Genomic DNA, 25335 nt, shown 5'->3' with positions numbered 1-25335 from the left:
AGGTGGGGTGCGGAAAACAGTTCCCGCTCCGGGTGTCCGGAACAGGAACTGCCGCAGGGATGAACCCGGAACCGCGGATCGCGTTACAGGACCGGCAGAACCTCAAGTCCGCCCAGGTACGGGCGAAGGGCAGCCGGAACAGTTACGGATCCGTCCGGATTCTGGTGGTGCTCAAGGATGGCCACGATCCACCGGGTGGTGGCCAGGGTTCCGTTGAGCGTAGCGACGGCACGGGTGCCCTTGCCGTCGCCGTCCTGGCGTTCGCGGATGTTCAGGCGGCGGGCCTGGAACGTGGTGCAGTTGGAGGTGGACGTCAGCTCGCGGTAGGCGTTCTGGGTGGGAACCCAGGCCTCGCAGTCGAATTTCCGGGCGGCGGACATGCCCAGATCCCCTGCGGCGGTGTCGATCACCCGGTAGGGCAGCTCCACCTTGGCGAGCATTTCCTCTTCCCAGGCCAGCAGCCGCTGATGTTCCGCGGCGGCGTCTTCAGGCTTGGTGTAGATGAACATTTCCACCTTGTTGAACTGATGGACGCGGATGATGCCGCGGGTGTCCTTGCCGTGCGAGCCTGCCTCGCGGCGGTAGCAGGAGGACCAGCCGGCGTACCGGACGGGACCGCCGTTGAGGTCCAGGATTTCGTCGGCGTGGTAGCCGGCCAGCGGCACCTCGGAAGTACCGACCAGGTACAGGTCATCTTCGGCGAGGCGGTAAATCTCGGCGTCGTGCGCCACATCGAAGCCGGTGCCCTGCATGGTCTCCGGGCGCACCAGCGTGGGGGTGATCATGGGCACGAAACCGGCTTGGACGGCCTGGTCCATGGCCATGTTCAGCAGGGCCAGTTCCAGACGGGCGCCAACGCCGCGCAGGAAGTAGAACCGGGAGCCGGAAACCTTGGCGCCGCGTTCCATGTCGATGGCACCCAGCAGTTCACCGATTTCCAGGTGGTCGCGGGGGGTGAAGCCTTCGGCTTCGAAGTCGCGGGGCGTGCCGACTGTCTTGAGAACCTCGAAGTCATCCTCGCCGCCGGCAGGTACGCCGTCCTGCACCAGGTTCGGGATGCGGCGCAGCAGGGCATCAGATTCAGCCTGGGCGGCGTCCGCCTCGGCACCGGCGGCCTTCACGGCACCGGCCAGTTCCTTGACCTCTGCCAGGAGGGCCTGCTTTTCCTCGCCCTTGGCCTTGGCAACACGCTTGCCGAAAGCATTCTGCTCGGCGCGCAGGCTTTCGAAGCGGGTGCGCGAATCGCGGCGCGCGGCATCGGCAGCGATGATCGCGTCCACCAGGGACTCGTCCGCTTGGCGGGCGCGCTGGGAGGCTCGGAATTTTTCGGGGTTTTCGCGGAGCTCATTAACATCGATCACGCTTCAAGAGTACCGAAAACCCGGGCGGGCACCGGCACGGGCTTCGACTAACCTCCGCCCGGGACCGGGTTAGGCTGGGAATCACTATGTCCGCACCTTTGATCGTCCTTCTTGTACTGCTGGCCGCTGCCCTGGCGGCCCTTGCAGCATGGCAGGTGGCACGACGCCGACGCCGGCAGGCTGCGAAGCGTACCGTCGTCAAGACCCTGGCGCCGGGTGACCAGCGGATTGCGCTGGTGCTTAACCCCGTTAAGGCGCAGGCTCCTGCCGCACGGACACTGTTGGCCGAGGCCTGCGAACTGGCTGGCTGGGATCCCCCTTTGATCCTGGAAACCACCCGGCAGTCTCCGGGGTACGAGCAGGCACGCCGCGCGGTGGAGCTGGGGGCCGACGTCGTCCTGGCCGGCGGCGGGGACGGAACGGTGCGGGAGGTGGCCCGGGCATTGGCCAACTCTCCCGCGGCGCTGGGGCTGCTGCCGCTGGGAACGGGCAACCTGCTGGCGCGGAACCTGGGGATTCCGGTGGCAGATCTGGCGGCGTCGATCCGCACGGCGCTGCACGGCAACCAGAGGCGCATTGACATGGGCACCATTGACTTTGATGACGCAGTCACCGGTGAACGCCGCAGCAGCGCGTTCCTCGTCATGGGGGGAATCGGCCTGGACGCCGAAGTCATTGCAGCCACTCGGGATGACCTGAAAAAGCACGTGGGCTGGCTGGCCTACAGCGAGGCGGGCGTGAGGCTGCTGCCGGGCCGCCGCACCAAAATGAGCATTTCCGTGGACGGCGAACCGCCCCAGGTGCACAAGGTCAGGAGCATCCTGTTCGCGAATCTGGGCAGGCTTCCCGCCGGCATCGATTTCATCCCCGAAGCAAAAATGGATGACGGCCTACTGGACGTGGTCATCATGAGTCCGCGCAGCCTGGCCGGCTGGCTGTGGGTGGCGGGCAAGGTGGTGACCAAGTATCCGCGGAACATACCGGTCATCGACTACCGCCGGGCCCGGACCGTGGAAATCAAGGTTGCCCAGCCCACTGAAACCCAGCTGGACGGAGACCTCACAGGCGCTGCAACCAGTGTGCGCGTGGAGGTTGATCCCCTGGCGCTGCTGGTCCGGGCACCGTCACCGGACCAGCAGCACCCCCGCCCGCAGAGCCCGTACACCATGGCACGGCCCTCGTTCCGGGCAGGATCGCGGAACTAGTCCTGGGTGCCCTCGGCGTCGGTGTAGCCGCCTTCGTCCTTGGACTTCCGGCCGCCGTCGGCTTCATCGCGGTCCGTGTATTCGCCCTCGTCGTCCTTGTTGAGCGACTTCGGTGAAGCCTGCTCCCGGATCAAGGCTTCTTCCTCGGCAAACCGGATGTCGTTGCCCTGGTCGCCGGCGTCTCCGCGATAGTTGTCGTCGCCGGTGGACTGGCCGCTGGGCTTGGGGTCGGTCAGCTGTTCTTCCTCATTGGGGTACTCAGACATTCGCTTACCTTCCTGATCGTGAAACAGGACCGGATTCAATCCTGCACCTTCGGCACGGAATGGATCCGCACTCATAACATCAGCATACTTACGAACACCGGAACGGGAAAAGCGGGCCCCGGAGCCGGCCGGGGACCTAGTCGGTAAGCATCAGGCGCACCGCCGTCTCCGAGGCGGAGAATCCGGCCACGGCAATGACTTCCCCGTCGAAAAACCGGTCCACCACCCGCGGGTCAATGTAGGACTTGCGGGCTATCGCCGGCGTGTTGCCCAAATGTTCCGCCACTTTCACGGCCGTGGCAGTGACGGCTTTCTGCTTGTCTCTTTTGGTGGAGACCAGGGGAAAGGCCCGGGCCAGATGCATCGCGGCCACCACGGTGGCCTGCCAGGTGCGGAAATCCTTGGCCGTAAAGTCTCCGCCGGTCACTTCCTTGAGGAAGTCATTCAGCGACGATGCGGCGATGCTGTGCCAGGTGCCGTCGGCCCCCTCGTAGGCCAGGGCAGTGTCCGGATCAGGACGGGCAAGCATGGGTTTCAGGGCAGCCACCAGGTCGGGGTCCTCGATCAGCGTGTGCCATTCCTGCCCGCTCTTTCCCGGGAAGTCGAACCGCACCTCATCCCCCTGCACCGAAACGTGTTCAACGCGCAGAGTGGTGGTGCCGTAGGACCCGTTGACCTCCGCGTAGCGTTCCCCGCCAATCCGCAGGGCTCCGGCGTCCACAATGCGAAGGGCCGCCGCGTAGGCGCGCTGCGGTCCGGCCCCGTCCGTGCGCAGGTGCTTGGTAATCAGCCTGCGGGCGGCCGGCAGGGACTGGGCGAAGGCCAGGGACCGGTCGAACTTCTCCCGGTCCTTCAGCTCCCGCCAGTAGGGATGGTAGATGTACTGCCGCCGCCCGGCCGCATCGGTGCCGGTGGCCTGGATGTGCCCGTTGGCGTACGGGCTGATCCAGACATTGGCCCAGGCCGGCGGTATGGCCAGCGAGCGGATGCGCTCCAGGGTTTCCCGTTCCGTCAGCGGGTCCCCGCGCAGCCCGGTGTAACTGAAACCGCGCCCGCGCTTTCGCCGGGAGTACCCCGGATGCTCACAGTTGCTTCGCCGCAGCCGCACAGTGCCCTTCCCTATTGCCCGCCTTCGCAGTGCCGGTCGGCACAGTAATGCCTTGCGGAGAGGTTAGCCCCTGAGGAGCCCCTCAAGCCAGACGTCCGCGCGCCGGAACGCTTCATCGGTGTTGTGCCGCGGAACCTCAGGCTCGCGGTGGTCCGCCCGGGGATAGGAACCCAGGAATCTCAGGTTCGGACTGATCCGGTGCAGCCCTCTGAGGGCGTCGGCCATGCGTGCGTCGGAGATGTGCCCGTCCGCGTCAATGCTGAAGAAGTAATCGCCGAGGAACAATCCGGTGGGACGGGACTCAATCCGGCTCAGGTTCACTCCGCGGGCGGAGAACTGGTCCAGGATTTCCATCAGGGCCCCGGGATGGTCCTCGGGCAGCGGCACCACCAGGGTGGTCTTGTCCGCCCCGGTGGGCTCGGGCAGGTAGGTGGGCAGGCTCAGCAGGACAAAGCGGGTGACGGCATCAGTGATGTCTCCAATGTCCTCGGCCACCACGGACAAACCCAGCCGCTGCGCCACCAGCGGCGAGCAGATGGCGGCGTCGTACCCCGGCTCCGCCTCCTGCAGGCCCACCGCGGCCGCAGCCGTGGAGGAGGCAGGCAAATATTCCGCCTGCGGAATATTTGCATCGGCCCAGTTCCTGCACTGCGCCCAGGCGTGTGAGTGGGTGGAGACGGTGCCGATGTCAGCCAGCGCGAGGCCGGACCTGGCGGCCAGGACAAAGGTGATCGGCACCAGGATTTCGCGCAGGATGCGCAGCGGTTCCCCTGCGGAAATGGCGTCCAGTGTGGCACTGACACCGCCTTCCACCGAGTTTTCAATGGGCACGACGGCGGCATCCGCCCGCCCGCTGCGCACCATCTCCAACGCGGCACTGACGCTGGTGGAGGGAATCCGCTCCGCCGACTCCGCTCCCGGCACCTGCAGCAGGGCGGCTTCGGTGAAGGTGCCTTCGGGGCCAAGATAGGTGTAGATCACCGAGTCCGTGACACCGGAGCCGGCGCCGAGCGAAGCACTCATACGACGGTGGGATCCTGACCGTTGTCCGAAACCATCGGCTTTCCGGCTTCCAGCCAGGCGCCCATGCCGCCGGTAACGTTCACAGCCGAGTAGCCGTGCGACTCCAGCCAGGCGGTTGCCCGTGCGCTGCGTCCGCCGCTGCGGCAGATGACGGCAAGATCCGTGTCCGGATCCAGATCATCGAGACGGTCCGGCAGCGAATCCAACGGAATATGAAGGGCGCCGTCGATGTGGCCGGCTTCCCATTCATAGTCTTCGCGCACGTCCAGGATCTTGGCGCCGCTGCTGATGGCGTCAACCGATACGTTTTCCATTTTCCGGTTCCTGTCCTCGGGTCAGGGGAGCTGCGGCGGTGTGCCGTCAGCAGTCCCCGGGGTCTTCTTCCTCCCAGCCTATAGTGGGAGCCCTGCCCGGAAAATAATATTCACGCCCCCGGAGGTCACATGCCTGATCAACCTCATTCCGTTTCATCCGGAGAACTGCGGGATTTTACGGCGCTGGAGCTGCGCAATGCCCTTGCCGCCGGTGAAATCAGCGCCCGTGAGGTGACAGAGCATTTCCTGGCCCGGATCGAGGAGCTGAACCCGGCTCTGGGCGCCTTTCTCCTGACCACTCCGGAAGCGGCACTGAAGGACGCCGCCGCTGCCGATGAACGGTTTGCCCGCGGCGAGCCGCTGGGACTGCTCCACGGGATGCCGCTTGCACACAAGGACCTTGCCGACGTCGCCGGGGTTCCCACCACGCTTGGAACGGCAGCACTGCCTGCCTATGTTCCGGAAACGGACGGCCCGCTTCCCGCCGTGCTGCGCCGGGCCGGCGCCATCAGCCTGGGCAAGACGCAGGTCCCCGAATTTGGCCTGAGCAGTTACAGCGAGAACCTGATCGGTCCTCCGGCCCGCAACCCCCTCGACCCCGCACTCAGCCCCGGCGGCTCCAGTGGAGGCAGCGCCGCGGCAGTCGCCGCCGGCATGCTGCCCTTCGCACCCGGGACCGACGGCGGCGGATCAGTTCGTATTCCGGCGGCCGCCACCGGACTGGTTGGCCTCAAACCCAACCGCGGACGCGTCCCGGCCGGATCCGGGCAGTCCGATTTGGGCCAGTTTGTGGTGGCCGGACCACTGGCCCGCACTGCCGCTGATGCCGCTCTGCTCCTGGACGCCATGGTTGCCGAGCCAAACTTTCATGCAACCTCCGCAGCGCCGGCCGGGGAAAGCTTGCTTGCCGCTGCCCAACGTGCGGAGGGCAGGTTCCGGATTGGGGTGAGCACCCTCTCCCCCTTTTCTTCCCGCTTGGAAATCACCCTGGACCCTGAGGCAGTGCAGGCACTGGAGGCCGGCATCAAAGCGCTGGCCGGCGCCGGACATGATGTCGCGGAGGCGCAGCTGAGCTACGACGAGCGCTACCCGGACGCTTTCCAAACCGTGTGGACCGCCGGACTGTCCACCCTCGAACTGCCGAACGGCGGCGAGGAGCGGCTCCTGCCGATCACGGCCGCCGTGCGCCGCAGGGCACAGCAGCGGTCCGCGGCGGATCTGGTTACGGCAATCGATGTCCTGCGCCGCTTCGAGCAGGACACCATCCGCGCCTACAGCGCCTACGACATGATTCTGACTCCGGCGCTGGGTCAGACTCCGCGCCCGGTGGGCTGGTACTGGGACAGTTCGCTTGAGGGCGACGCGCAGGGACTCAGGGACTATGACCTGCAGTGCCAATACTCGCCCTTCACGTCAATGGTGAACGTATGCGGGCTGCCGGCCATCACCTTTCCCACCCACCGGACCGAGGACGGGCTGCCTATGGGAATCCAGCTGATCGGACGCCCGGGCTGCGAGGCAGAGCTCCTGTCCGTCGCCGCCCAGCTGGAAAAGTGACGGAGAATCTTATCGCAGCATTTGAGAATGTCCGGCGCCCCGCCTCGTAACAGTGCAGGTCAGGCGCGCAATCCTGGTGAGACTTGTCACGTTTCGTAAGCATAGTGGCCCCTAGATACGGGAGAATTCACCCTTTACCCCTTCAAGGCGCACATATTCCGGTGCGAACATGCAATGGTGAGTTCTAATCCCAGCACCTCAGCCGCCACGCCGGCCCGCAAGTCCTTCTTTGGCCATCCCCGCATGTTGGCGAACCTCTTCAGCGTCGAGCTGTGGGAACGGTTCTCCTTCTACGGCATGCAGGGCATCCTGCTGTACTACATGTACTACTCGGTCACCGACGGCGGCCTCGGCATCGACATTGCCGTTGCCACGTCGCTGGTTGGCGCGTACGGCGGTGGCGTGTACCTGTCCACCATCGTTGGTGCGTGGCTTGCAGACCGGGTCCTCGGATCCGAACGCGTGCTCTTCTACTCCGCCGCGATCGTGGTTCTTGGCCACATCTCCCTGGCTGTCCTTCCGGGCGCCGTGGGCCTGGCCGCCGGCCTGATCCTGATTGCCCTCGGCTCCGGCGGTGTCAAAGCCAATGCGACCTCCCTCGTCGGAACGCTGTACTCGCAGAAGGATGAACGGCGCGACGCCGGTTTCTCCATCTTCTACATGGGCATCAACCTCGGCGCGCTGGTGGGACCACTGCTCACCGGTCTTCTCCAGGTCCGCCTCGGCTTCCATTACGGCTTTGGCCTGGCCGCCATCGGCATGGCCATCGGCCTGATCCAGTACGGAATGACCCGCAAGTACCTGCCCGAGGCAGCCCACCAGGTAACCAACCCGCTGCCGCGCAGCAAGTACGGCGTCATGGGCGGCGTTACAGCCGGTGCCGTGGTGATCATTTCCCTCGCGGTGATCTTTGGCCTGCTGAAGGCGGAGAATCTTGCAGTGGTGATGGCCGCCGTGGCAATCATTGCCTCCATCGCCTACTTTGTGATCATCCTGCGCAGCCCGAAGGTCGGCGCCCTCGAACGCCGCCGCGTGTACTCCTTCATGCCCCTGTTCATTGCCAGCGCCGCCTTCTGGGCCCTGTTCCAGCAGCAGTTCACGGTTGTTGCCCTGTACGCTGACACCTCCCTGGACCGCCGCATCTTCGGCTGGGAGATGCCGCCGAGCTGGGTGCAGTCCATCAACCCCATCTTCATCATCATCTTCGCTGCCGTTTTCGCAGGTGTGTGGACCAAGCTGGGCAACCGCCAGCCGTCCTCCCCGCTGAAGTTCGCCCTCGGCCTGGCCGTCATGGGCCTGGCCTTCCTGGCCTTCATTCCGTTCTCCGGCGGCGGCCCCAACAGCACCCCGCTGCTGGCCATCGTCGGGATCCTGCTGCTGTTCACGTTTGCCGAGCTGTTCATCTCACCGATCGGCCTGTCCGTGGCGACCAAGCTGGCTCCGGAAATCTTCCGGACCCAGATGGTGGCGCTGTTCTTCCTCTCGGTCTCGCTGGGCACCACCCTTGCGGGCTGGCTGGCACAGTTCTACGACCCGGAAACCGAGGTCAGCTACTTCATGTTCAGCGGCATCACGGCCATCGTCATTGGCGTGGCCCTGGCCGCCGGCACCCCGGCCATCAAGAAGCTGATGGGCGGCGTGCGCTAAGCACTCCCCCGGCCCGGTGCCAGCACCGGGAGGACGACGGCGGCGGCCTTCCGCCGTCGTCGTCCTGCGTTTAACGGGGCCGCCGCGTTCAATCCCGGCGGCGGGCAGGCCGCGGTTCCGGCGGTCCTTCTGCCGCCGGCGGCAATTGTTTGGCATGCTTAGGGGTATGTCTAATCGCGCCGGCACAGTTGCCCAACCCTCCGACCTCGTTGACCTGACGGCCCTCCTGGACGCCTATCAGGACCTCTCTCCGGATATGAATGACCCCTCCCAGCGTGTGGTCTTCGGGACGTCGGGACACCGCGGTTCGTCGCTGAACGGCGCCTTCAACGAGCCGCACATTGCCGCCATCACCCAGGCAATCGTTGAGTACCGCAGCGGCCAGGGCATCACCGGCCCGCTGTTCATGGGAAAGGACACCCACGCCCTGTCCGAACCCGCCCAGAACACCGCACTGGAGGTGCTCGCCGGGAACAACGTGAACGTGCTCATTGATGCCCGCAACGGCTTCACCCCCACCCCGGCACTGAGCCACGCCATCCTGAAGTACAACAACGGCCGCACCGATCAGGCCGACGGCATCATCATCACCCCCTCGCACAACCCGCCGGCCGACGGCGGTTTCAAGTACAACCCGCCCACCGGCGGCCCGGCCGGCTCCGAAGCCACCAACTGGATTGCCAACCGCGCCAATGAGCTGCTGGAGGACGGGCTGCGGGGCGTGAAGCGGATTCCGCTTGGCGAGGCCCGGCTGGCGGACGGCGTGGGAACCTACGACTTCCTGCAGAACTACGTGGACGATCTGCCCTCGGTCCTGAACCTGGACGCCATCCGCGAATCGGGGCTGCATATCGGCGCTGATCCGCTGGGCGGGGCATCCGTGGACTACTGGGGTGCCATCGCGGAACGGCATAACCTGAATCTGACCGTCGTCAACCCGAACGTGGATCCGCAGTGGGCCTTCATGACCCTGGACTGGGACGAGAAGATCCGCATGGACTGCTCCTCCCCCTACGCCATGGCTTCGCTGATCGCGCGCGCCAACGAGTATGACATTGCCACCGGGAACGACGCCGACGCCGACCGCCACGGCATTGTCACCCCCGACGGCGGGCTGATGAACCCGAACCATTACCTCGCCGTCGCCATCGATTACCTGTACCGGAACCGTGAGGGCTGGCCGAAGGACGCCATGGTGGGCAAGACCCTTGTGTCTTCCTCCATGATTGACCGGGTGACCGGCGACCTGGGCCGCACCCTGATGGAGGTCCCGGTGGGCTTCAAGTGGTTTGTTCCGGGGCTGCTTTCCGGCGACGCGGCCTTCGGCGGCGAGGAATCCGCCGGTGCCTCCTTCCTGCGCCTGGACGGCAAGGCCTGGACCACCGACAAGGACGGAATCCTGCTGGCCCTGCTGGCATCGGAGATCACCGCCGTGACGGGCAAGACGCCGTCCCAGCGGTACCGGGAACTCACCTCCCGCTTCGGTGATCCGGAATACGCACGCGTGGACGCGCCCGCCAGCCGGGAGCAGAAGGCAGCGCTGGCCAAGCTCTCGCCGTCGGACGTCACCGCTACCACCCTCGCCGGCGAGGACATCACCGCACGCCTGACCGAAGCGCCCGGCAACGGCGCACCCATCGGCGGGCTGAAGGTCACCACGGAGAACGCCTGGTTTGCTGCCCGGCCTTCCGGCACGGAGGACGTGTACAAGATTTACGCTGAGTCCTTCAAGGGCGAGGAACACCTGCGCCAGGTGCAGGCCGAAGCCAAGGCCATTGTGGACGGGGTTATTTCCTAGCTTCGGCCAACAACAGCCGTCGTAAACGGAAGGGGGCGCACCTGCCGGTGAGTCCCCTTCCGTTTTTCCCCAGGGCTGTCAGAGCAGGCGGCGCAGCAGCCGCCGTTTGAGCCCGTTGTACGGCGGATAGGCCACCTTCAGGGTGTCCAGCGCCGTGCCCTTGGTAAATACCGGGCGCAGCTGGCTGAACGTGTCGAACGTGTATTTGCCGTGATAGGCACCGGTGCCGCTGGCTCCGGCACCGCCGAAGGGCAGTCCGGGAACGGCCAGCTGCACGGTGCTTACGTTGTGGTTCACGCTTCCGGCCCGAACCCGGGCCTCAAAGGTTCTCCGCGCTGCCGCGGACTGCGTGTAGAGGTAGGACGCCAGCGGCACGGGACGGTCATTGATGAAGGAGATGGCTTCGTCCAGGTCCTTCACCGTCAGCAGCGGCAGGATCGGTCCGAAGATCTCCTCCTGCATCACGGGTGAATCCGGTGACACGTCGGTCAGGATGGTCGGTTCCAGGTACAGCGAGTTCCGGTCCCCGCCGCCGCCGGACAGTATGGTGCCGCTGTCCAGCAGGCCGTGCAGCCGGTCCCAGTGCTGCTCATTGATGATCCGGCCCAGGTCCGGGCTTTTGGCCGGATCCTTGCCGAACAACTCGGCCACGGCGCGCACCAGATGCTTGCGCAGCTTCGGTGCAGCCTCTTCGGTGACCAGCACATAATCCGGCGCCACGCAGGTTTGGCCGGCATTCAGCATTTTGCCGTACACCAGCCGGCGGGCGATGGCGGCGAAATTGCCGTCCAGGACCACTGCCGGCGACTTCCCGCCCAGCTCCAGCGTGACCGGAGTCAGGTACTGGGCGGCGGCCTGCAGGACCACCCGGCCCACCCGCTCCCCGCCGGTAAAGAAGATGGAATCGAACCGCTCGGCCAGCAGCGCCGTGCTCGCTTCCTGCCCGCCCTCCACCACAACGACGGCGGCCGGGTCCAGATACAGGGGCAGCAGTTCGGCCATGGCCCGGGAGGTGGCCGGCGCCAGCTCGGAAGGCTTCAGCACCGCGGCGTTGCCCGCGGCGAGCGCTCCGATGAGCGGAGCCAGCAGCAGCTGCACCGGGTAGTTCCACGGCGCAATAATCAGCACCACGCCCAGCGGCTGGGGTTCGGTCTTCGCGGAGGCGGGTTTCAGGCCCAGCGGCACGGGAACCTTGGTGCTGCGGGTCCACTGAACTAAATGCCTGAGGGCATATTCAGTCTCCGAGACGGTGATGGAGATTTCGGTCAGGTAGCCTTCCAGCGGGTTTTTACCCAGATCCTGCGCCAGCGCCGCACTGAGCTCGGCTTCCCGCTCGGTCAGCAGCCGAATCAGGCCCTGCAGCTGCTTTCGGCGCCAGTCCAGCGGGCGGGTGATCCCGGAATCGTAGGCGCGGCGCACCCCTGCCACCACGGAGGGGATGGACGCACCGAAAGTGCCTCCCGTGATCTCGTGTTGGGCTGTTGCACTCATCGCTTGCCCTCCGCTGCCGCAGGGGCGGCAGGACGTCCGGTGAAATGGTCCATCGACTTGTACACCTTGAACACCCGTCCTGCCACCACATCCCATACCGGCTGCGGCAGCAGTCCTCTCAGGGCGCTGCCCAGGGGCACGGTCCAGGGCAGCTGGATGCGGGCCTTGCCCTCCATCAGGGCCGTCCAGGCACGGTCCACCACATACTCCGGTTCCATCAGCGGCGTCAGCAGCGGGCCGCGTGCGCCGGCAAACATTCCGGTTTTGATGTAGCTCGGAATCAGGGTGGTGACCTGAACATGCCCATTGCCTGATTCATTCAGTTCCAGCCGCAGCGAATCGCTCCAGCCGATGACAGCCCATTTGGAGGCGGTGTAGACACTCATTTTCGGCACGGACAAGGTGCCCGACGCCGAAGCGACGTTCAGGATCCGCGCCGGGGTGCGGCGGGCAATCATCTGCGGCAGGAACGCCCGGGTGATGTGCATGGGAGCCAGCGTGTTCACCTGCATGACGGCATCAATATCGGCCTCATGGTCATGCTCCCAGAAGTACTTTCCGCGGACGATGCCGGCATTGTTGATGAGGATGTCGGGAACTCCGGCTTCGGCCAGGACACTCTCGGCGGCGGCAGTCACTTCGGCCACGGAACTGACATCCAGGGCATAAGGGTGGACGGTGCTGCCGCCCAGGGCCCGCAAGTCCGCCGCGGTGGCCTCCAGTGCCTCGGCGTTGCGGTCCCACAGCACTACGTGAGCAGCGCCGTCGTGCACTGCCCGCTCCGCATAGAGCCTGCCCATGCCCATCGCCGCACCGGTTACAAGGACCGTGCGGCCCGCTGCTGATATGCCCATGCTGTTCCGTCCGTTCGCAGGCGGAAACCGCAGTCTCCGCCAGGTTGTCCTCCGGTAAAATAAGGGGGTTTGCAACATAACACTCCAGCTGTCATAGCCCGGTACTATTCTGCACGAACCAATCGCGGGTCTTCGAAAGGCACTTCAATGAGCAAATTCGGTACGGCCTGGACGATTCACGGAGACGGCAAAACCATCAAACCCGGAGAGTACGTTGCTCCGGATGAACGGTTGAGCTGGCCGCGGACCATCGGAATCGGATCCCAGCATGTGGTGGCCATGTTCGGGGCAACCTTCCTGGTGCCCCTGCTCACCGGCTTTCCGCCGGCCACCACCCTGCTGTTCTCGGGGATCGGCACCATTCTCTTTTTGATCATCACCGCCGGACGGGTGCCCAGCTACTTGGGTTCCAGCTTCGCGTTCATAGCCCCGATCACGGCGGCCACCAGCCAGCACGGGCCCGGCGGGGCGCTGGGCGGAATCATCATGGCCGGCGCCGTCCTGTTCCTGGTGGGACTGGCTGTCCAGCGGGCCGGCACCAAATGGATCCAGATCCTGATGCCGCCCGTGGTCACCGGCACCATCGTGGCGCTCATTGGCCTGAACCTCGCCGGTTCCGCGCGGGACAATTTCGAGAAGGGCCCGCTGACCGCCACCATCACAGTGGCGGCCATTTTGCTGGCGACCGTCCTGTTCCGGGGTTTCCTGGGCCGCCTCTCCATCCTGTTCGGCGTCGTCGCCGGTTACATAGCCGCCATCATCCAGGGGGAAGTGGATTTCCAGGCCATCAATGATGCTGCCTGGTTCGGGCTGCCCGAATTCCATTCCCCCACCTTCCATTTCTCGCTCATCGGCCTGTTTGTGCCCGTGGTGCTGGTGCTGGTCGCAGAGAACATCGGCCATGTGAAATCAGTGGCGGCCATGACCGGACGGGACCTGGATCCCTATGCCGGCCGGGCGCTGATGGCCGACGGCCTCGCGACGGTCCTGGCCGGCTCCGGCGGCGGCTCGGCGACCACCACGTACGCGGAGAACATCGGCGTCATGGCGGCGTCCCGGGTGTACTCCACCGCCGCCTACTGGGTCGCGGGCATCGTTGCCATCCTGCTGAGCCTGTTTCCGAAATTCGGCGCCATGATTGCCACCGTCCCGGGAGGGGTCCTGGGCGGCGCCGGCGTCATCCTGTACGGCATGATCGGCATTCTGGGCGTGCGGATCTGGGTGGACAACCGGGTGAACTTCTCCAACCCGATCAATCTGTCCACCGCCGGTTTGGGGCTGATCGTTGCCATTGCCAACTTCACCTGGGTTGTTGCCGGGGTGGAGTTCGGCGGTATTGCCCTTGGCACCGGCGCCACCCTGATCGCCTTCCACGGCATGCAGTCGATTGCCCGCTGGCGCGGCACCGATCCCGATGAACCCGGCGAGGATCTGGGCTCCAAACCGAGCCGCCTGGGCTAGGCGGGACTTAGCTTAAGCCCCTTCCAGCGCCTGAACGGTGGCCCGGGTCAGCCAGCGCTGAGCGTGGGTCATCGCGTCGGCCGGATCCTGCACCAGGTCCAGCAGGCTGACGGCCGCCACCACGCCGTATTCGGCCAAGATGTGCGGGGGCAGGGTGATGCGGCCAGCCAGGGCCACTACCGGGATGCCGGCATCCCGTGCGCGCTCGGCCACTGACAGCGGCGCCTTGCCGTAACGGGACTGCTCGTCCAGGGATCCCTCGCCCGTCAGCACCAGATCGGCCTTCGCGAGCGCGGCATCCAGGCCCGTGAGCAGGGCAATGACGTCGAAGCCGCTTTCCAGCGTGGCATTGGTGAACGCCAGGAACCCCGATGGGAAGCCGCCGGCCGCGCCCGCGCCGGCAGTATCGACGTCGACGCCGGTGGTTTCCAGCAGCAGTGCGCCCCACCGGACCAGTGCCTCGTCCAAGAGAAGCCGCGCGGTGGCATCCGCTCCCTTCTGCCCGGCAAACACGTGTGCCGCACCCTCGCTGCCGGTGAGCGGATTGGTGACGTCGGCGGCGATGCGGATCCGCACTCCGGCCAGCCGGCGATCCAGGCCGGAGGCGTCGATGGCGGCGGCGAGGGACAGGCCTGCTCCGCCGGGCGGCACCGGGTTACCGGCAGCATCAAGGATCCGCAGCCCGAGAGCGGTAAGGGCACCGGAACCGCCGTCGGTCATGGCCGATCCGCCGATGCCGAGGACAATCTCCGACGCTCCGGCGTCCAGCGCTTCGCGGATGAGTTCCCCGCTGCCGTAACTCGACGCGGCCAGGGACGACTGCACGGAGGGTTCCACCAGCATCAGGCCCGAGGCCCGTGCGGTTTCAATCACGGCCGTGCTGCCGGTCAGCGCCCACAGGGCGGTGACGTTTCCCCCCAGCGGCCCGCGGACAGTGGCCATGCGTTCCTGCGCACCCGCGGCCAGCGCCGCTTCCAGGGTGCCCTCGCCGCCGTCGGCCACCGGAACGAGCATCACGTCCGCCTCCGGATACACAGCGAGCACCCCTTCGGCCATGGCGGCGGCCGCCTCCACTGCGGAAAGGGAACCTTTGAACTTGTCCGGGGCTATGAGAACGCGCATGCCCCTATCCTGCCATCCCCTCCGGATCCTGCTGCGGCCAGACTGCACGCTTCGTCAGGATCTCGGCGAGCAGATCGGCGCGGTCCGAGACCAGGCCGTCCACGCCTTCATCCAGCAGCCGCTCCATGTCGGCGGGCTCATTCACGGTCCACACGTGCACCTGCAGGCCGGCGCGGTGACAGCGGCGCAGGAACGCCGGCGTCACCACCTTGACCGGACCCTGGCGTTCCGGCACCTGCAGGCACTGGTAGCGGCCCGCCCGGGCCAGCGGTCCCGCCAGGCCAAGGGGTGCCAGAAGCACCGTCAGGGCAGTGAAAACGCTGCCCGCTGAACTCGCTGCCCGGCGGCCCGAGCGGCGCAGGATCCGCAGCGCCGCCAGCCGCCGCCGGTCGGAGAAGGAGGTGACGAGCACGCGCTCATGGGCTCCGTGCTTGTCCAGCAGGCGGGCCAGTTCAGCCGATCCCGCGGCGTCCTTGATGTCCACGTTCAAGCGAACCCCCGGCAGTTCCGTCAGCAGCTGTTCGAAGGTGGGAATGGACGCGCGTCCGCCGATTCGGGCTGCCTGGATTTGCCGGTAGCTGAGGTTTCCCACCGGACCTCCGGCACCGGCAACCCGGTCCAGCGTGGCGTCGTGAAAGGCCAGGAGTACACCGTCGCGCGTGGTGCGCACATCCGTTTCCAGGTAACCGAACCCCAGGGCGGCGGCGGCACGGAACGCCGGCATGGAGTTTTCCAGGCCTTCCCGGGAAAAGCCGCGGTGGGCGAAGCCCAGCGGGCCGGAGGCGTTGAAGTAGGGGTAGCTCACCCGCGTACTTTATCCGGGAAATCCTCCGCAGCCCGGAAAGGCATGCCATTTGGGGCTGCGTCCGCCCTAGACTGTCACCACCCGATGGGCCGCTGTAGCGCGGTTCCCGGAACATCCGTGCGGTGCGGAGGTACCTGGCTTGGCAACTACTTCATCCGCTGGCCCTGCTGCAGGATTCGGCCGGTCCGGCGTCAGCAGGACGCTGCTCTGGCAGGCGGAGTGGTTTCGCGGCGGCGTACGGCGGGCACCGGTAACGCTGGCCTTTCTCGCCTTTTACTGGATTGCGGGTGCAGCAACGGGAAGCCTGCCCTCCGGCCCGGGGGGCGCGCTGGCAGACTGGGTGGTTTTGTCAGCGGATTCCCTGCCGGACCATTGGCCCGCTCTGCTGCTTTCCGGCTTCTGGGCGTCCGGGCTGCCGGGTTACTTCGCGGCAACCGTGCTGATCCTGGGCGCCGGACTCCCCTCCGAGCGGCTGATGGGATCGGTGCGGTTCGCCCTTGCAGCAGTGACATCCCAGGTCCTCGGCGCGCTGCTTGCCATTGGTTTCGCCCACACCGCAAACGCCATACCCGGGGAGTGGTCACAGGCGCTGGAATCAGAATCCTTCGTGGGGCCGGTGGCCCTGGCCTGCGGCACCCTCACGGCACTGAGCGCACGGCTTTCCACCCTGTGGCGGCGCCGGCTGCGCGTGGGTCTCCTTACCCTGTTGGCGCTCCTGGCCCTGTACGGCGGGTCGTTTCACAGCGTCACCGTTCTGGCAGCGGCAACCGTGGGCGCCGTCGGCGGTCCCCTGCTCTTTGGCCGGCTGCCGCGCTGGCCCGGGCGGCTGGCCTCCACCCGCAGGGAAGCACGCGTCCTGGTGGGTCTGGTGGTCTTTGCCTCGGCTGTGGGCCCGGTGATTTCGGCCCTCAGCTCACAGGCTGTGGGTCCGCTGGCAGTCCTGCGTTATCTGTTCACCAATGTGGAGATTACGGACCCGCAAACCCTCGCCCAGCTCTGCGGTGATCCGGGGCAGGCCGTGGACTGCAATTCCGCCAAGCTGCAGCTGCGCGCCGGGCCCGCGGGTTTCTTCCTGGCCGTTCTGCCGCAGATACTCCTGGCCGTGTTCTCCGACGGACTGCGCCGGGGGCGCCGGTTCGCGTGGGCGGGCGCGTTGATCCTGCAGGGCGTGATGACGGTTCTGGCAGGCCTGCGCGTGATCCGCTTCCTTGGAGGCGACACTGCCGGAAACCGTTATGAACTGGGAACGGCACAGAATGCCCTGGCGCTGGGGCTGCCATTGCTTGTTCCGCTGGCGGTGCTGGTGCTGCTGGCCGCGACGCACCGCCTCTTCACCGTTTCGGCGCCGGCGGGAACCTACCGCAGGTTCGCGGTCCGGGTTGCCGGGGCGGCAGTTGTCCTCAGCATTGCCTACGTTGCCGGCGGCCTCCTGGACCGGGACGGTTTCACGCCCCGTGCTTCGGCATCACTGCTGATAGCGGACCTGCCCAAGCGCTTCCTTCCGGTCCTGGAACTGACTTCCGCAGTGCCGGGGGTGCTGCCCGTGACGCTGTTCACCGACCTTCTATATGAGGGGGTGGGAGTTCTTTTCTGGGTTTTTGTCTGCGTGATGCTGCTGGGGTCCTGGCTGAAGCCCGCGCACGCACCCGAGGCCGGAGACGAAGTCCGGGCGCGTGAACTGCTGATGAAACACGGCGGGAGCACCATGTCCTGGATGACCCTGTGGCCCGGGAACACGTACTGGTTTGCACCGTCAGGAGATTCCTACGTGGCGTTCCGCCCGGGGATGGGCGTTGCCCTCACCGTGGGTGAGCCGGTGGGACCGCCCGAGGACCTGCGGGAGACCGTCGAGGGGTTTGCCGCTTACTGCACCGCAAACGGGTTGGCGGCATGCCTATATTCGGTGACATCGGAAACGGAGAAGATCACCGCGGGACTGGGTTTTTCCCGCCTGCAGGTGGCCGAGGAAACAGTACTCCCGCTGGGAAAACTGGAATTCAAGGGGAAGAAGTTCCAGGACGTCCGCACCGCCATGAACCATGCCCGCAAAGCCGGGATCGAAGCACGGTGGATCAACTACTCCACCGCCCCGCTGGCGGTCATCGATCAGCTTCATGCCATCTCCGAGGAATGGGTGGCGGATAAGAAAATGCCGGAAATGGGCTTCACCCTGGGCGGCCTTGACGAGGTGGATGACCCGGAGGTGCGCTGCCTGTTGGCGGTGGACCGGGACGGCACAGTGCACGGTGTCACCTCGTGGCTGCCGATCTACCGGGACGGCGCTGTTGTGGGCTGGACGCTGGACTTCATGCGCAGGCGCAGCTCCGGGTTCCGTCCGGCCATGGACTTCCTCATAGCCTCGGCCGCGGTTTTGCTGCAGGACGAAGGATACGAAACCCTCAGTCTCAGCGGTGCGCCGCTGGCCCGCTCCCGCCGAGCCGGCGAGAGTGAGGCGCCGATCCTGGACCACGTCCTGGATTTACTCGGGGCCACTCTGGAGCCGGTGTACGGTTTCCGTTCCCTCCTGGCCTTTAAGGCAAAGTTCCAGCCCCAGTACGTGCCTCTCTACATGACCTACCTTGACCCGGCGTCCCTGCCCGCCATCGGGAATGCAGTGGCCCGGGCCTACCTGCCGGAGGTCTCGCTGAGCCAGAGCTTCACCCTGATGCGCCGGATTGTGGACGGCGTTCGGTGAACTCTGTCTCTTTGCTGACCGGCGTTCTCCCTGCGGTGCTGCTCGTCCTGGGAGGATTGTCGCTGGTGGGGCTGGCGGCCGGCAGACCCCGCCATCTGCTCGTGGTGGTGCCGCTGGCGGCCATGGCTGCAGCCGTTATCACCTTCATCCTCTTCCTGATGGCCGAATCAGTCTTCCACTGGTGGAACGCGGCCTTTCCCCGGATGCTCTACGTATATGCCGGACTCGGAATACTAGCTGTCATCCTTGCCGTGCTGCGGATTCGACGGGTGGACGCGGCGTGGGACCGGTTCCTGGCAGTGACTGCGGCGTCGCTGGCGCTGACAGCCGTAGCGGTCACCGTCAATGCCGCCTACGCCCAGTATCCAACACTGGAATCCCTGATCAGTCCGCCCCGTCCGGTGGATGAAGCGCTTCCCACCCGGGACCCTGCGTCGGCCGCCGGGCTGCCCGCCACCACCGACGCGAACTGGACCGCTCCGCCGGATATGCCGGCGGAGGGCAGGATTTACGCGGCGGACATTCCCGGCACCACCTCCGGTTATGCCTCCAACTCCGCACTGATCTATCTCCCTCCCGCCTATCTGGCCCAGCAGCCGGCGGTCAACCTTCCCGTCCTCGTCCTCATCCACGGCCAGCCCGGCTCCCCCAATGACTGGCTCGTGGGCGGACAGCTGCTGGACATGATGGACACCTTTGCCGCAAAACACCAGGGGCTGGCTCCCGTGGTGGTCATGCCCGACGCGTCCAACGCGGACAACACCAACTGGCCCCTCTGCCTTGATTCGGACATCAGCTCCTCGGCGACCTATCTGGCCGTGGATGTCCCTGCCTGGGTACGGCAGAATCTGGCAGCAGGACTCAGCGGAGGCAGCCAGTGGGCGGTGGCAGGGTATTCCTACGGCGGAACCTGTGCCATGCAGCTGGCCGCCAACTATCCTGACGCCTATCCCACGTTCATCGACATCGCCGGAGAGGCAGAGCCCACCGTTGTGCAGGGCCGGGATTTCCTGATCAGCACCTATTTCGGCGGGAACGAGTCCCGGTTCACGGCCCAGAACGCCCTGGACCGGCTGGCGGCGCAACCGTTTCCGGATTCCGCCGGCATCGTGGCTGTGGGCGCCGATGACTCCGTGTACACGCCCGAGGGTCGTCAGGTCTATGAGGCGGCAAAAGCCGCGGGCATGGATGTGGCCCTCCAGGTGCTGCCCGGCGGACACTCCTGGCAGGTCTGGAAGGCCGGGCTGGCGAACAACTTGGATTGGCTCTGCCGCCGGTTGGGCATACTGGTTTCATGACGGATGACTCAGCTGGACGCCCTCCCCCGGACCCTCATGACCGCCGCCGGCAGCAGCCCGGATCCGGACCTGCTGCCGGGTTGGCTTCGTTTCTGCACCGCCTCGCGCAGTGGACATCCCCGCACGCGGCCCTGCTGATCACCCTGGCACTGGGGCTGATTCCGGCCGTGCTGCTGACGCTGGGTTCTGCTGAAGTCTATGAATCGGTGGTGGAGTCCGACGGCGTGGCTCTGTTGGACCAGCCGGCACTGGATGCGGCGCTGGCGGTGCGGTCCCCCTGGATGAACTCAGCCGTGACCGGGTTCACCAACCTGGCCGGCACCGTGGGCATGCCCATCCTGGCAGGGGCAGCCATGCTGATACTGGCCTGGCGCTGGCGGTCCTGGACTCCGGTGCTGCTTATGGTGTCCGCAGCCGCAGGGTCGCTGCTGATGACGGTGGCAGGGAAGGACCTCATCGGCCGGATCCGGCCTCCGCTGGCGGACGCCGTTCCGCCCTACGAACACTCGGCGTCGTTCCCCAGCGGGCATTCACTGAATTCGGTGGTGATCGCCGGCTTGGTGGCCTACCTGATCATCCTGCGGCTTGAGTCGCGATGGGCCAAGCTGCTTACGGTGGCGGCCGCCGCTGTTTTTGCTTTGGCCGTGGGCCTGAGCCGTGTATATCTGGGTCACCACTGGTTTACCGATGTCCTGGTGGCCTGGACGCTGGGACTGGCCTGGCTGGCGGTGGTGATCACTGTCCACCGGGTGCTGCACTCGCGCCGGGCGGCAGCTCTGGGCGTTGACGCCGGCCCCTAAAGGTCGCCGCTCAGCGGCGGCTGCCGCCCCAAGCCCGCGTCACAGCCGGCGCAGGAGCGATTCCAAGACCTGGGCCACGCCGTCGTCTGCGAACGCCGGCGCCACTTTGTCGGCTGCCGCCAGAGCCTCGGCGTGGCCGGACGCCATGGCGTAGCCGCACCCGGCCCACTGCAGCATCTGCACGTCATTGGGCATGTCCCCGAAGGCCACCACATCCGCCGGCGCAATGTCACGGGATGCGGCGTAGTCGGCCAGCGTCACCGACTTGTTCAGGCCGTGCAGCGACATCTCCAGCAGCGGGACGGTGGGTGCGGAGTGCGTCGCGGACACCAGATGCGACACCGCGGGGCGGACCCGCTGCAGAAACTCATCCGGTGACGCGCCGTCCACGCGCGCCAGGAACTTCACCACCGTGTCCGCCTCGGTGAGACTGGATTCCAGCGGAGCCGGTGCTTTTGCTCCCGGCAGTTCCTCGGATCCGGAGTCGAGGAACCCGGGAGCCAGGTGGAAGCCGTCCACAGTTTCAGCGGCAAAACGGACCGCCGGATAGAGCTTCCGGATGATGGCGGCAGCTGAGAAGAGATCCGGCAGGGCCAAGGCCCGCGCCTTGAGCACGCGGGCCGTCCCCAGATCGTAGGTGACGGCGCCGTTGGAACAGATGACGGTGCCGGCGTGCCCCAAGGCATCGGTGAGGGGGGTCAGCCAGCGGGGCGGACGGCCCGTGACAAAAACGATCTCGACGCCGGCGTCCGCGCAGTCCCGGAACGCGCGTACGGTCCTGTCGCTGATCCTGTTGTCCGGACCCACAATGGTCCCGTCCAGGTCGCTTGCTACCAGACGCACCGCGCACCCCGTTCACTCGCTGGATTTCTGCGCAGCTGCGCAGAAATCCAGCCTATCGGGCCCGGGCGGCCGGATGCGGCCACAGGCACCCGGGTCAGTCGGCGGATACTTCCGCCAGGCCCACCAGGCGGCCGCGGGCCAGGGTGTGACTGAACAGGTTGAATCCCAGGAAGGCCGGGGTTGCATCGGCCGGAACATCCAGGGTTTCGACGTCCACCGCGTGAACCACCACAAAATAGCGGTGCGGTCCGTGGCCGGGGGGCGGTGCCGCTCCCACAAAACCGGCAAACCCGGCGTCGTTCCGCAGCTGCACGGTGCCCTGCGGCATGTTGTCCGTGTTGGCGGCATCGCCGGGCAGTGATGTGGTGGACACCGGAATGTTGAAGGCCGCCCAGTGCCAGAAACCGCTGGCGGTGGGTGCATCGGGATCGTACATCGTGACCGCGAAACTCTTGGTGCCTGCCGGAGCTCCGGACCAGGTCAGCTGCGGGGAGGCGTCCTTCCCTCCGGGGATCCCCATTTTCCCGCTGTACTGTGCGGGGGCAAACGGCTCCATATTGGCGACGTCCTCGCTGGTGACGGCAAAGGCCGGCACGGAGGGAAGCGCCTCATACGGGTCATAGCTTTGCATCGTGTTCTCCTTGGCGTGAGTCGTCAGGGGTTGGGAAGGTCTTCGCGGAACGGCGGGTTAGCGCCCGCCCGAGAAACGGTGACGGCTGCGGCGCGGACGGCGAAGCCCAGCACGGTATTCAGGTCCCCGGCGCTGATGCGGGCCAGCTCGGGACGGCGGGCACCGCCGTCGAGCTCCCGGTCCATGAGCGACACCAGCAGGGCGGACATGAAGGAGTCCCCGGCACCCACGGTGTCCACTACGGTGACCGGCGGAACGGAGGCCTCGGCTTCCCCGGCGGCGGTTACGGCCCAGGCGCCCTTGGATCCGCCGGTGACGGCGACGAGCGCGGGCCCCATGGCCAGCCATCGCCGGGCGGCGTCCCGGGGGTCTTCGTCCGGGTACAGCCAGGCAAGGTCCTCGTCCGAGGCCTTCACGACGTCGGCCAGGGCGACGAATCTCTCCGCCTGTTCCCGGGCGTAGGCCACATCCGTGATGATCGAGGGCCGGCAGTTGGGATCATAGGTGATGGTTGCCGAGGGGCGGGCGCGTTCCACTGCCCGCAGCACCGCGTCTGCGCCGGGCTGCAGCATGGCCGCAATGGAGCCGGTGTGCAGCATGGTGGTGCCGTCCAGCAGCCGGGGCAGCGACTCGGCCAGGGACGGGAGCTGCCACTTGAGGTCAAACGTGTAGCGGGCCCCGCCGGCCGGATCCAGCAGAGCGGTGGCGACGCTGGTGGGCAGGTCATCCGGCGGCAGCGGGGTCAGGACGGAGTTGCCCCGCAGATGTTCATGGATCAGCTGCCCGTAGGCATCGGTACCGTAGCGGCCGACAAACTGCACCGGCCGGCCGAGCCTGGCAACGCCCACGGCCACGTTGAGCGGACTCCCGCCGGGATGGAACCGTTTGGGAGCGGTGTCGCTGAGAACCTCGTCCACGAGGGCTTCGCCGATGACTGTAAGCACGCTTCACAACCTAACAGAGCACCCGCCAGGTTTCCTTAAGTTAGCCGCGCTTCGGACACTGCGGCCACGGCTTCGACGACGGCGTCCCAGGCATCAGTGCCGGGCGTGATCAGGTCAAAATGGTCTCCCGGGACCATCCGCAGTTGGGCAGGCGAGCCGGACTGCACGGCCGCCTGCACAAATCCGGCGGACTGGCTCAGCGGCACATGCCGGTCAGCGTCGCCGTGCAGGGCAATCACGGGAACGGACAGCGGGAGCCGCTGCAGTGGATCCGAACTGCGGTAGCGGTGCGGATCTGCCTCCGGCGAGGACCCCAGGAAATTGAGCACCGCGCCGTCACTGAGGTTCAGCTCCATCGCCTCGGCCAGGTTCAGAACCCCGGCCTGGCTGACGACGGCGGTGACGGGAACCGCGGCTCCGGTGCGGCCGGCGGCCCACACCGCCAGGTGTCCGCCGGCGGAATGTCCCAGCACAGTAACCCGTGACAGGTCCAGGCCGTAGTCCACGGCCACCGGCGCGAGCGCATCGATGCCGGCGCTGATGTCCTCGAAGGTTTCGGGCCAGCCGCCGCCGTTTCCGGCCCGCCGGTACTCCAGGTTCCAGCAGGCATAACCCCGGGCGGCGAGATCCCGCGCGGCCGGCCGGCCCAGTTCAGCCGTGTACCGGGAGCGCCAGTATCCTCCGTGGATAATGACCACCACAGCGGGGGCGTTTCCGAAGGGTGCGGCGGCGCCGCCGTCGGGCAGCGAGAGTTCGGCGTACTGGTCCGGATGTTCACCGTAGGCAAGGCGCCGCGGGTTTGACGGCATCATAACCACCCCTTCATCTGGCCTAATCTGGTAGTTGAGCCTAGCGTCCGGCACGCCGGACGGCCGGCAACACAACCAAGGTGAAGGAACGGGGTTTTTTCTATGGGCGCGTGGGACAGCCTCGATGACCGGCTGCGTCCGGTGGTCCAGGCGAGCACCGATGAATACGCACGGGTCCGTCCGGCTTTGGAAAAGCTCACCCGTGAAATGGAGGAGAGCCTGCGGGCCATCTTCACGGACAGTCCCGTCCGTCCGCTGTTCGTGGCCTCACGAACCAAAACGGTGGAGTCCTTCCGGGACAAGGCTGCCCGGACCCTGCCGTCCGAGGATCCGGCCGAGCTGCCGACACTGTTGTTCCCCGATCCGCTGCGCAACCTGATCGATTTGGTGGGACTGCGGGTGATCGTCACCCTGCCGCACGAGGTCGATGAGGCCGCCAACCTGATCAAGCGCCAGCGTGCCGAGTTCGACTGCCGCGGGGACCGGGAAAAGGACATTGGATCCATCGAATCCGGCACCTACGGCTATTCCAGCCGGCACCTGGTCCTGCGGACCATCCAGAATGACACCGTCCGGGAATTCCACAAGCTCCTGGACCCGGACCAGCGGCCCAACGGCAGCTACCAGTTTGAAGTGCAGATCCGCACCGTGCTGGCTCACGCCTGGTCCGAAATTGAGCATGACATCCGGTTCAAAGCCGGCGATCCGCGGGCCTGGAGCCCGTACTTCGACCGCCAGTTCACTGCCACGGCGGCCATGCTGGAAACCGTGGAAACCGCGTTTGCCGAACTGCATGAGCGCTATGAGACAGTCACCGGTTTCTGGGACGAGGACGGACAGGGCAGCGCGCCGCTGACTCCCAACCGGATCCGTGACGTCTGGATGACGCTGCTGCCGCATGTGAACCGCAAGGCCGGCGATGACTGGGGCTGGGCCGCCGAACTGCTGGCCGCCCACGGCATGAAGACCACCATGGACCTGGCCGGACTGCTGCAGGCGGACATCATCACCAAGGTCCGCAAGGCCCTGGACCACCGGTACTCCCCCGGACCGGACCGGCTGCTCGATGACCTGCTGCTCTGGCGCTTCGGCAAGAAGCACATTGACCTGACCGCGGAGCCCGAGGACGCTGCGGTTAAGCCGCGGCGCGAGTCGCTGGGCCGACGATACCGGCAGATGCAGCTTTTCCGGGCCCGGGAAGAGAACGCCTGAGGCCGGTTCCGCGGCCGTTTTGGGATTCGGCTACCGGTTTGGGATTCGGCTACCGGCGCGGACCGGCAGCATAAGCCCAAACCGGCGGGGA

General features: G+C 66.4%; 22 protein-coding genes. 9 read left to right on the top strand and 13 right to left on the bottom strand.

From position 1 onward, the window contains the following. Positions 1 to 83: 83 nt before the first annotated feature. A complete protein-coding gene (serS, locus tag KG104_RS00410) occupies positions 84 to 1361 on the bottom strand; it encodes a serine--tRNA ligase (RefSeq protein WP_207348113.1) in 1278 nt (425 codons plus the stop codon). Between the two features lie 86 nt (positions 1362 to 1447). Here serS and KG104_RS00405 point away from each other — a divergent pair, with 86 nt between their 5' ends. After that, complete coding sequence (locus tag KG104_RS00405) at positions 1448 to 2566, top strand: diacylglycerol/lipid kinase family protein (RefSeq protein ID WP_207348114.1); 1119 nt, start codon at positions 1448 to 1450, stop codon at positions 2564 to 2566. Here KG104_RS00405 and KG104_RS00400 read toward each other — a convergent pair. The 4 genes from KG104_RS00400 to KG104_RS00385 form a co-directional block, all read right to left on the bottom strand. Then, positions 2563 to 2832, bottom strand: a complete 270-nt coding sequence (locus KG104_RS00400; RefSeq protein ID WP_104053542.1) for a hypothetical protein — start codon at positions 2830 to 2832, stop codon at positions 2563 to 2565. The genes KG104_RS00405 and KG104_RS00400 overlap by 4 nt on opposite strands. Before the next feature lie 136 nt (positions 2833 to 2968). After that, a complete protein-coding gene (locus tag KG104_RS00395) occupies positions 2969 to 3940 on the bottom strand; it encodes a DNA topoisomerase IB (protein WP_207348115.1) in 972 nt (323 codons plus the stop codon). A 63-nt stretch (positions 3941 to 4003) separates the two neighbouring features. Then, positions 4004 to 4963, bottom strand: coding sequence for a prephenate dehydratase (gene pheA, locus KG104_RS00390; RefSeq protein WP_207348116.1), 960 nt, complete (start codon positions 4961 to 4963; stop codon positions 4004 to 4006). After that, positions 4960 to 5277 (bottom strand): rhodanese-like domain-containing protein, encoded by a 318-nt coding sequence (locus KG104_RS00385; protein ID WP_104053539.1) that lies wholly within the window; start codon positions 5275 to 5277, stop codon positions 4960 to 4962. Before KG104_RS00385 ends, pheA begins: the two co-directional genes overlap by 4 nt. Positions 5278 to 5406: 129 nt before the next feature. Here KG104_RS00385 and KG104_RS00380 point away from each other — a divergent pair, with 129 nt between their 5' ends. From KG104_RS00380 to pgm, 3 genes are all read left to right on the top strand, one after another. Next, complete coding sequence (locus KG104_RS00380) at positions 5407 to 6834, top strand: amidase (protein ID WP_207348117.1); 1428 nt, start codon at positions 5407 to 5409, stop codon at positions 6832 to 6834. Positions 6835 to 7008: 174 nt separating this feature from the next. Then, on the top strand, positions 7009 to 8481 hold the full coding sequence (locus KG104_RS00375) for a peptide MFS transporter (protein WP_104053537.1): 1473 nt from the start codon (positions 7009 to 7011) through the stop codon (positions 8479 to 8481). 166 nt (positions 8482 to 8647) lie between these two features. Further along, a complete protein-coding gene (gene pgm / locus KG104_RS00370; RefSeq protein ID WP_181032186.1) occupies positions 8648 to 10279 on the top strand; it encodes a phosphoglucomutase (alpha-D-glucose-1,6-bisphosphate-dependent) in 1632 nt (543 codons plus the stop codon). A gap of 78 nt (positions 10280 to 10357) precedes the next feature. Here the strand turns inward: pgm and KG104_RS00365 are convergent, their stop codons facing one another. Continuing rightward, on the bottom strand, positions 10358 to 11770 hold the full coding sequence (locus KG104_RS00365; RefSeq protein ID WP_207348118.1) for an aldehyde dehydrogenase family protein: 1413 nt from the start codon (positions 11768 to 11770) through the stop codon (positions 10358 to 10360). Then, on the bottom strand, positions 11767 to 12624 hold the full coding sequence (locus KG104_RS00360) for an SDR family NAD(P)-dependent oxidoreductase (RefSeq protein ID WP_207348119.1): 858 nt from the start codon (positions 12622 to 12624) through the stop codon (positions 11767 to 11769). The genes KG104_RS00365 and KG104_RS00360 overlap by 4 nt, the downstream gene beginning before the upstream one ends. A 147-nt stretch (positions 12625 to 12771) precedes the next feature. Between KG104_RS00360 and KG104_RS00355 the strand changes: the two genes are divergently transcribed. After that, on the top strand, positions 12772 to 14085 hold the full coding sequence (locus tag KG104_RS00355; RefSeq protein WP_104159971.1) for a uracil-xanthine permease family protein: 1314 nt from the start codon (positions 12772 to 12774) through the stop codon (positions 14083 to 14085). 12 nt (positions 14086 to 14097) lie between these two features. On the opposite strand, the gene KG104_RS00350 is transcribed toward KG104_RS00355, so the two are convergent. Continuing rightward, complete coding sequence (locus tag KG104_RS00350; RefSeq protein ID WP_207348120.1) at positions 14098 to 15207, bottom strand: glycerate kinase; 1110 nt, start codon at positions 15205 to 15207, stop codon at positions 14098 to 14100. Positions 15208 to 15211: 4 nt separating this feature from the next. Continuing rightward, a complete protein-coding gene (locus KG104_RS00345) occupies positions 15212 to 16012 on the bottom strand; it encodes a glycerophosphodiester phosphodiesterase family protein (RefSeq protein ID WP_207348121.1) in 801 nt (266 codons plus the stop codon). Positions 16013 to 16151: 139 nt separating this feature from the next. Here KG104_RS00345 and KG104_RS00340 point away from each other — a divergent pair, with 139 nt between their 5' ends. Genes KG104_RS00340 through KG104_RS00330 form a run of 3 tightly spaced genes read left to right on the top strand, consistent with a single transcriptional unit; the run spans position 16152 to position 20805 of the window. Beyond that, positions 16152 to 18707: a bifunctional lysylphosphatidylglycerol flippase/synthetase MprF gene (locus KG104_RS00340; RefSeq protein ID WP_207348122.1), complete on the top strand. Its 2556-nt coding sequence runs from the start codon at positions 16152 to 16154 to the stop codon at positions 18705 to 18707. Then, entirely contained in the window at positions 18704 to 20005 is a 1302-nt protein-coding gene (locus KG104_RS00335) for an alpha/beta hydrolase (RefSeq protein ID WP_207348123.1), read from the top strand. The genes KG104_RS00340 and KG104_RS00335 overlap by 4 nt, the downstream gene beginning before the upstream one ends. Further along, entirely contained in the window at positions 20002 to 20805 is an 804-nt protein-coding gene (locus tag KG104_RS00330; protein ID WP_207348124.1) for a phosphatase PAP2 family protein, read from the top strand. Before KG104_RS00335 ends, KG104_RS00330 begins: the two co-directional genes overlap by 4 nt. A gap of 39 nt (positions 20806 to 20844) precedes the next feature. Here KG104_RS00330 and KG104_RS00325 read toward each other — a convergent pair whose 3' ends face one another. The 4 genes from KG104_RS00325 to KG104_RS00310 form a co-directional block, all read right to left on the bottom strand. Beyond that, positions 20845 to 21648 carry an HAD family hydrolase gene (locus tag KG104_RS00325; RefSeq protein WP_207348125.1) on the bottom strand — a complete coding sequence of 268 codons (804 nt, stop codon included), beginning with the start codon at positions 21646 to 21648 and terminating at the stop codon, positions 20845 to 20847. A gap of 94 nt (positions 21649 to 21742) precedes the next feature. Continuing rightward, entirely contained in the window at positions 21743 to 22279 is a 537-nt protein-coding gene (locus tag KG104_RS00320; RefSeq protein ID WP_104102541.1) for a YbhB/YbcL family Raf kinase inhibitor-like protein, read from the bottom strand. 23 nt (positions 22280 to 22302) lie between these two features. Beyond that, complete coding sequence (locus KG104_RS00315; RefSeq protein ID WP_207348126.1) at positions 22303 to 23223, bottom strand: carbohydrate kinase family protein; 921 nt, start codon at positions 23221 to 23223, stop codon at positions 22303 to 22305. Positions 23224 to 23258: 35 nt separating this feature from the next. Then, on the bottom strand, positions 23259 to 24035 hold the full coding sequence (locus KG104_RS00310; RefSeq protein WP_237687195.1) for an alpha/beta hydrolase family protein: 777 nt from the start codon (positions 24033 to 24035) through the stop codon (positions 23259 to 23261). A 99-nt stretch (positions 24036 to 24134) separates the two neighbouring features. On the opposite strand from KG104_RS00310, the gene KG104_RS00305 reads away from it, so the two are divergent. Continuing rightward, positions 24135 to 25244: a GTP pyrophosphokinase gene (locus KG104_RS00305; RefSeq protein WP_104159978.1), complete on the top strand. Its 1110-nt coding sequence runs from the start codon at positions 24135 to 24137 to the stop codon at positions 25242 to 25244. Positions 25245 to 25335 lie beyond the last annotated feature (91 nt).

It is taken from the genome of Arthrobacter sunyaminii, from assembly GCF_018866305.1.
Lineage (GTDB): Bacteria > Actinomycetota > Actinomycetes > Actinomycetales > Micrococcaceae > Arthrobacter_B > Arthrobacter_B sunyaminii.
The sequence above is the reverse complement of the archived record's forward strand: the minus strand, read 5'-3'. Positions and strand labels throughout refer to the sequence as shown.

What these genes read in the sequence shown, in the direction of transcription:
- KG104_RS00360 (WP_207348119.1), bottom strand. Translation starts at nt 12,624, where the DNA reads ATGGGCATATCAGCAGCGGGCCGCACGGTCCTTGTAACCGGTGCGGCG.
- KG104_RS00365 (WP_207348118.1), bottom strand. Translation starts at nt 11,770, where the DNA reads ATGAGTGCAACAGCCCAACACGAGATCACGGGAGGCACTTTCGGTGCG.
- KG104_RS00375 (WP_104053537.1), top strand. Translation starts at nt 7,009, where the DNA reads ATGGTGAGTTCTAATCCCAGCACCTCAGCCGCCACGCCGGCCCGCAAG.
- pgm (WP_181032186.1), top strand. Translation starts at nt 8,648, where the DNA reads ATGTCTAATCGCGCCGGCACAGTTGCCCAACCCTCCGACCTCGTTGAC.
- KG104_RS00350 (WP_207348120.1), bottom strand. Translation starts at nt 15,207, where the DNA reads ATGCGCGTTCTCATAGCCCCGGACAAGTTCAAAGGTTCCCTTTCCGCA.
- KG104_RS00400 (WP_104053542.1), bottom strand. Translation starts at nt 2,832, where the DNA reads ATGTCTGAGTACCCCAATGAGGAAGAACAGCTGACCGACCCCAAGCCC.
- KG104_RS00320 (WP_104102541.1), bottom strand. Translation starts at nt 22,279, where the DNA reads ATGCAAAGCTATGACCCGTATGAGGCGCTTCCCTCCGTGCCGGCCTTT.
- KG104_RS00305 (WP_104159978.1), top strand. Translation starts at nt 24,135, where the DNA reads ATGGGCGCGTGGGACAGCCTCGATGACCGGCTGCGTCCGGTGGTCCAG.
- KG104_RS00310 (WP_237687195.1), bottom strand. Translation starts at nt 24,035, where the DNA reads ATGATGCCGTCAAACCCGCGGCGCCTTGCCTACGGTGAACATCCGGAC.
- KG104_RS00380 (WP_207348117.1), top strand. Translation starts at nt 5,407, where the DNA reads ATGCCTGATCAACCTCATTCCGTTTCATCCGGAGAACTGCGGGATTTT.
- pheA (WP_207348116.1), bottom strand. Translation starts at nt 4,963, where the DNA reads ATGAGTGCTTCGCTCGGCGCCGGCTCCGGTGTCACGGACTCGGTGATC.
- KG104_RS00330 (WP_207348124.1), top strand. Translation starts at nt 20,002, where the DNA reads ATGACGGATGACTCAGCTGGACGCCCTCCCCCGGACCCTCATGACCGC.
- KG104_RS00385 (WP_104053539.1), bottom strand. Translation starts at nt 5,277, where the DNA reads ATGGAAAACGTATCGGTTGACGCCATCAGCAGCGGCGCCAAGATCCTG.
- KG104_RS00405 (WP_207348114.1), top strand. Translation starts at nt 1,448, where the DNA reads ATGTCCGCACCTTTGATCGTCCTTCTTGTACTGCTGGCCGCTGCCCTG.
- KG104_RS00355 (WP_104159971.1), top strand. Translation starts at nt 12,772, where the DNA reads ATGAGCAAATTCGGTACGGCCTGGACGATTCACGGAGACGGCAAAACC.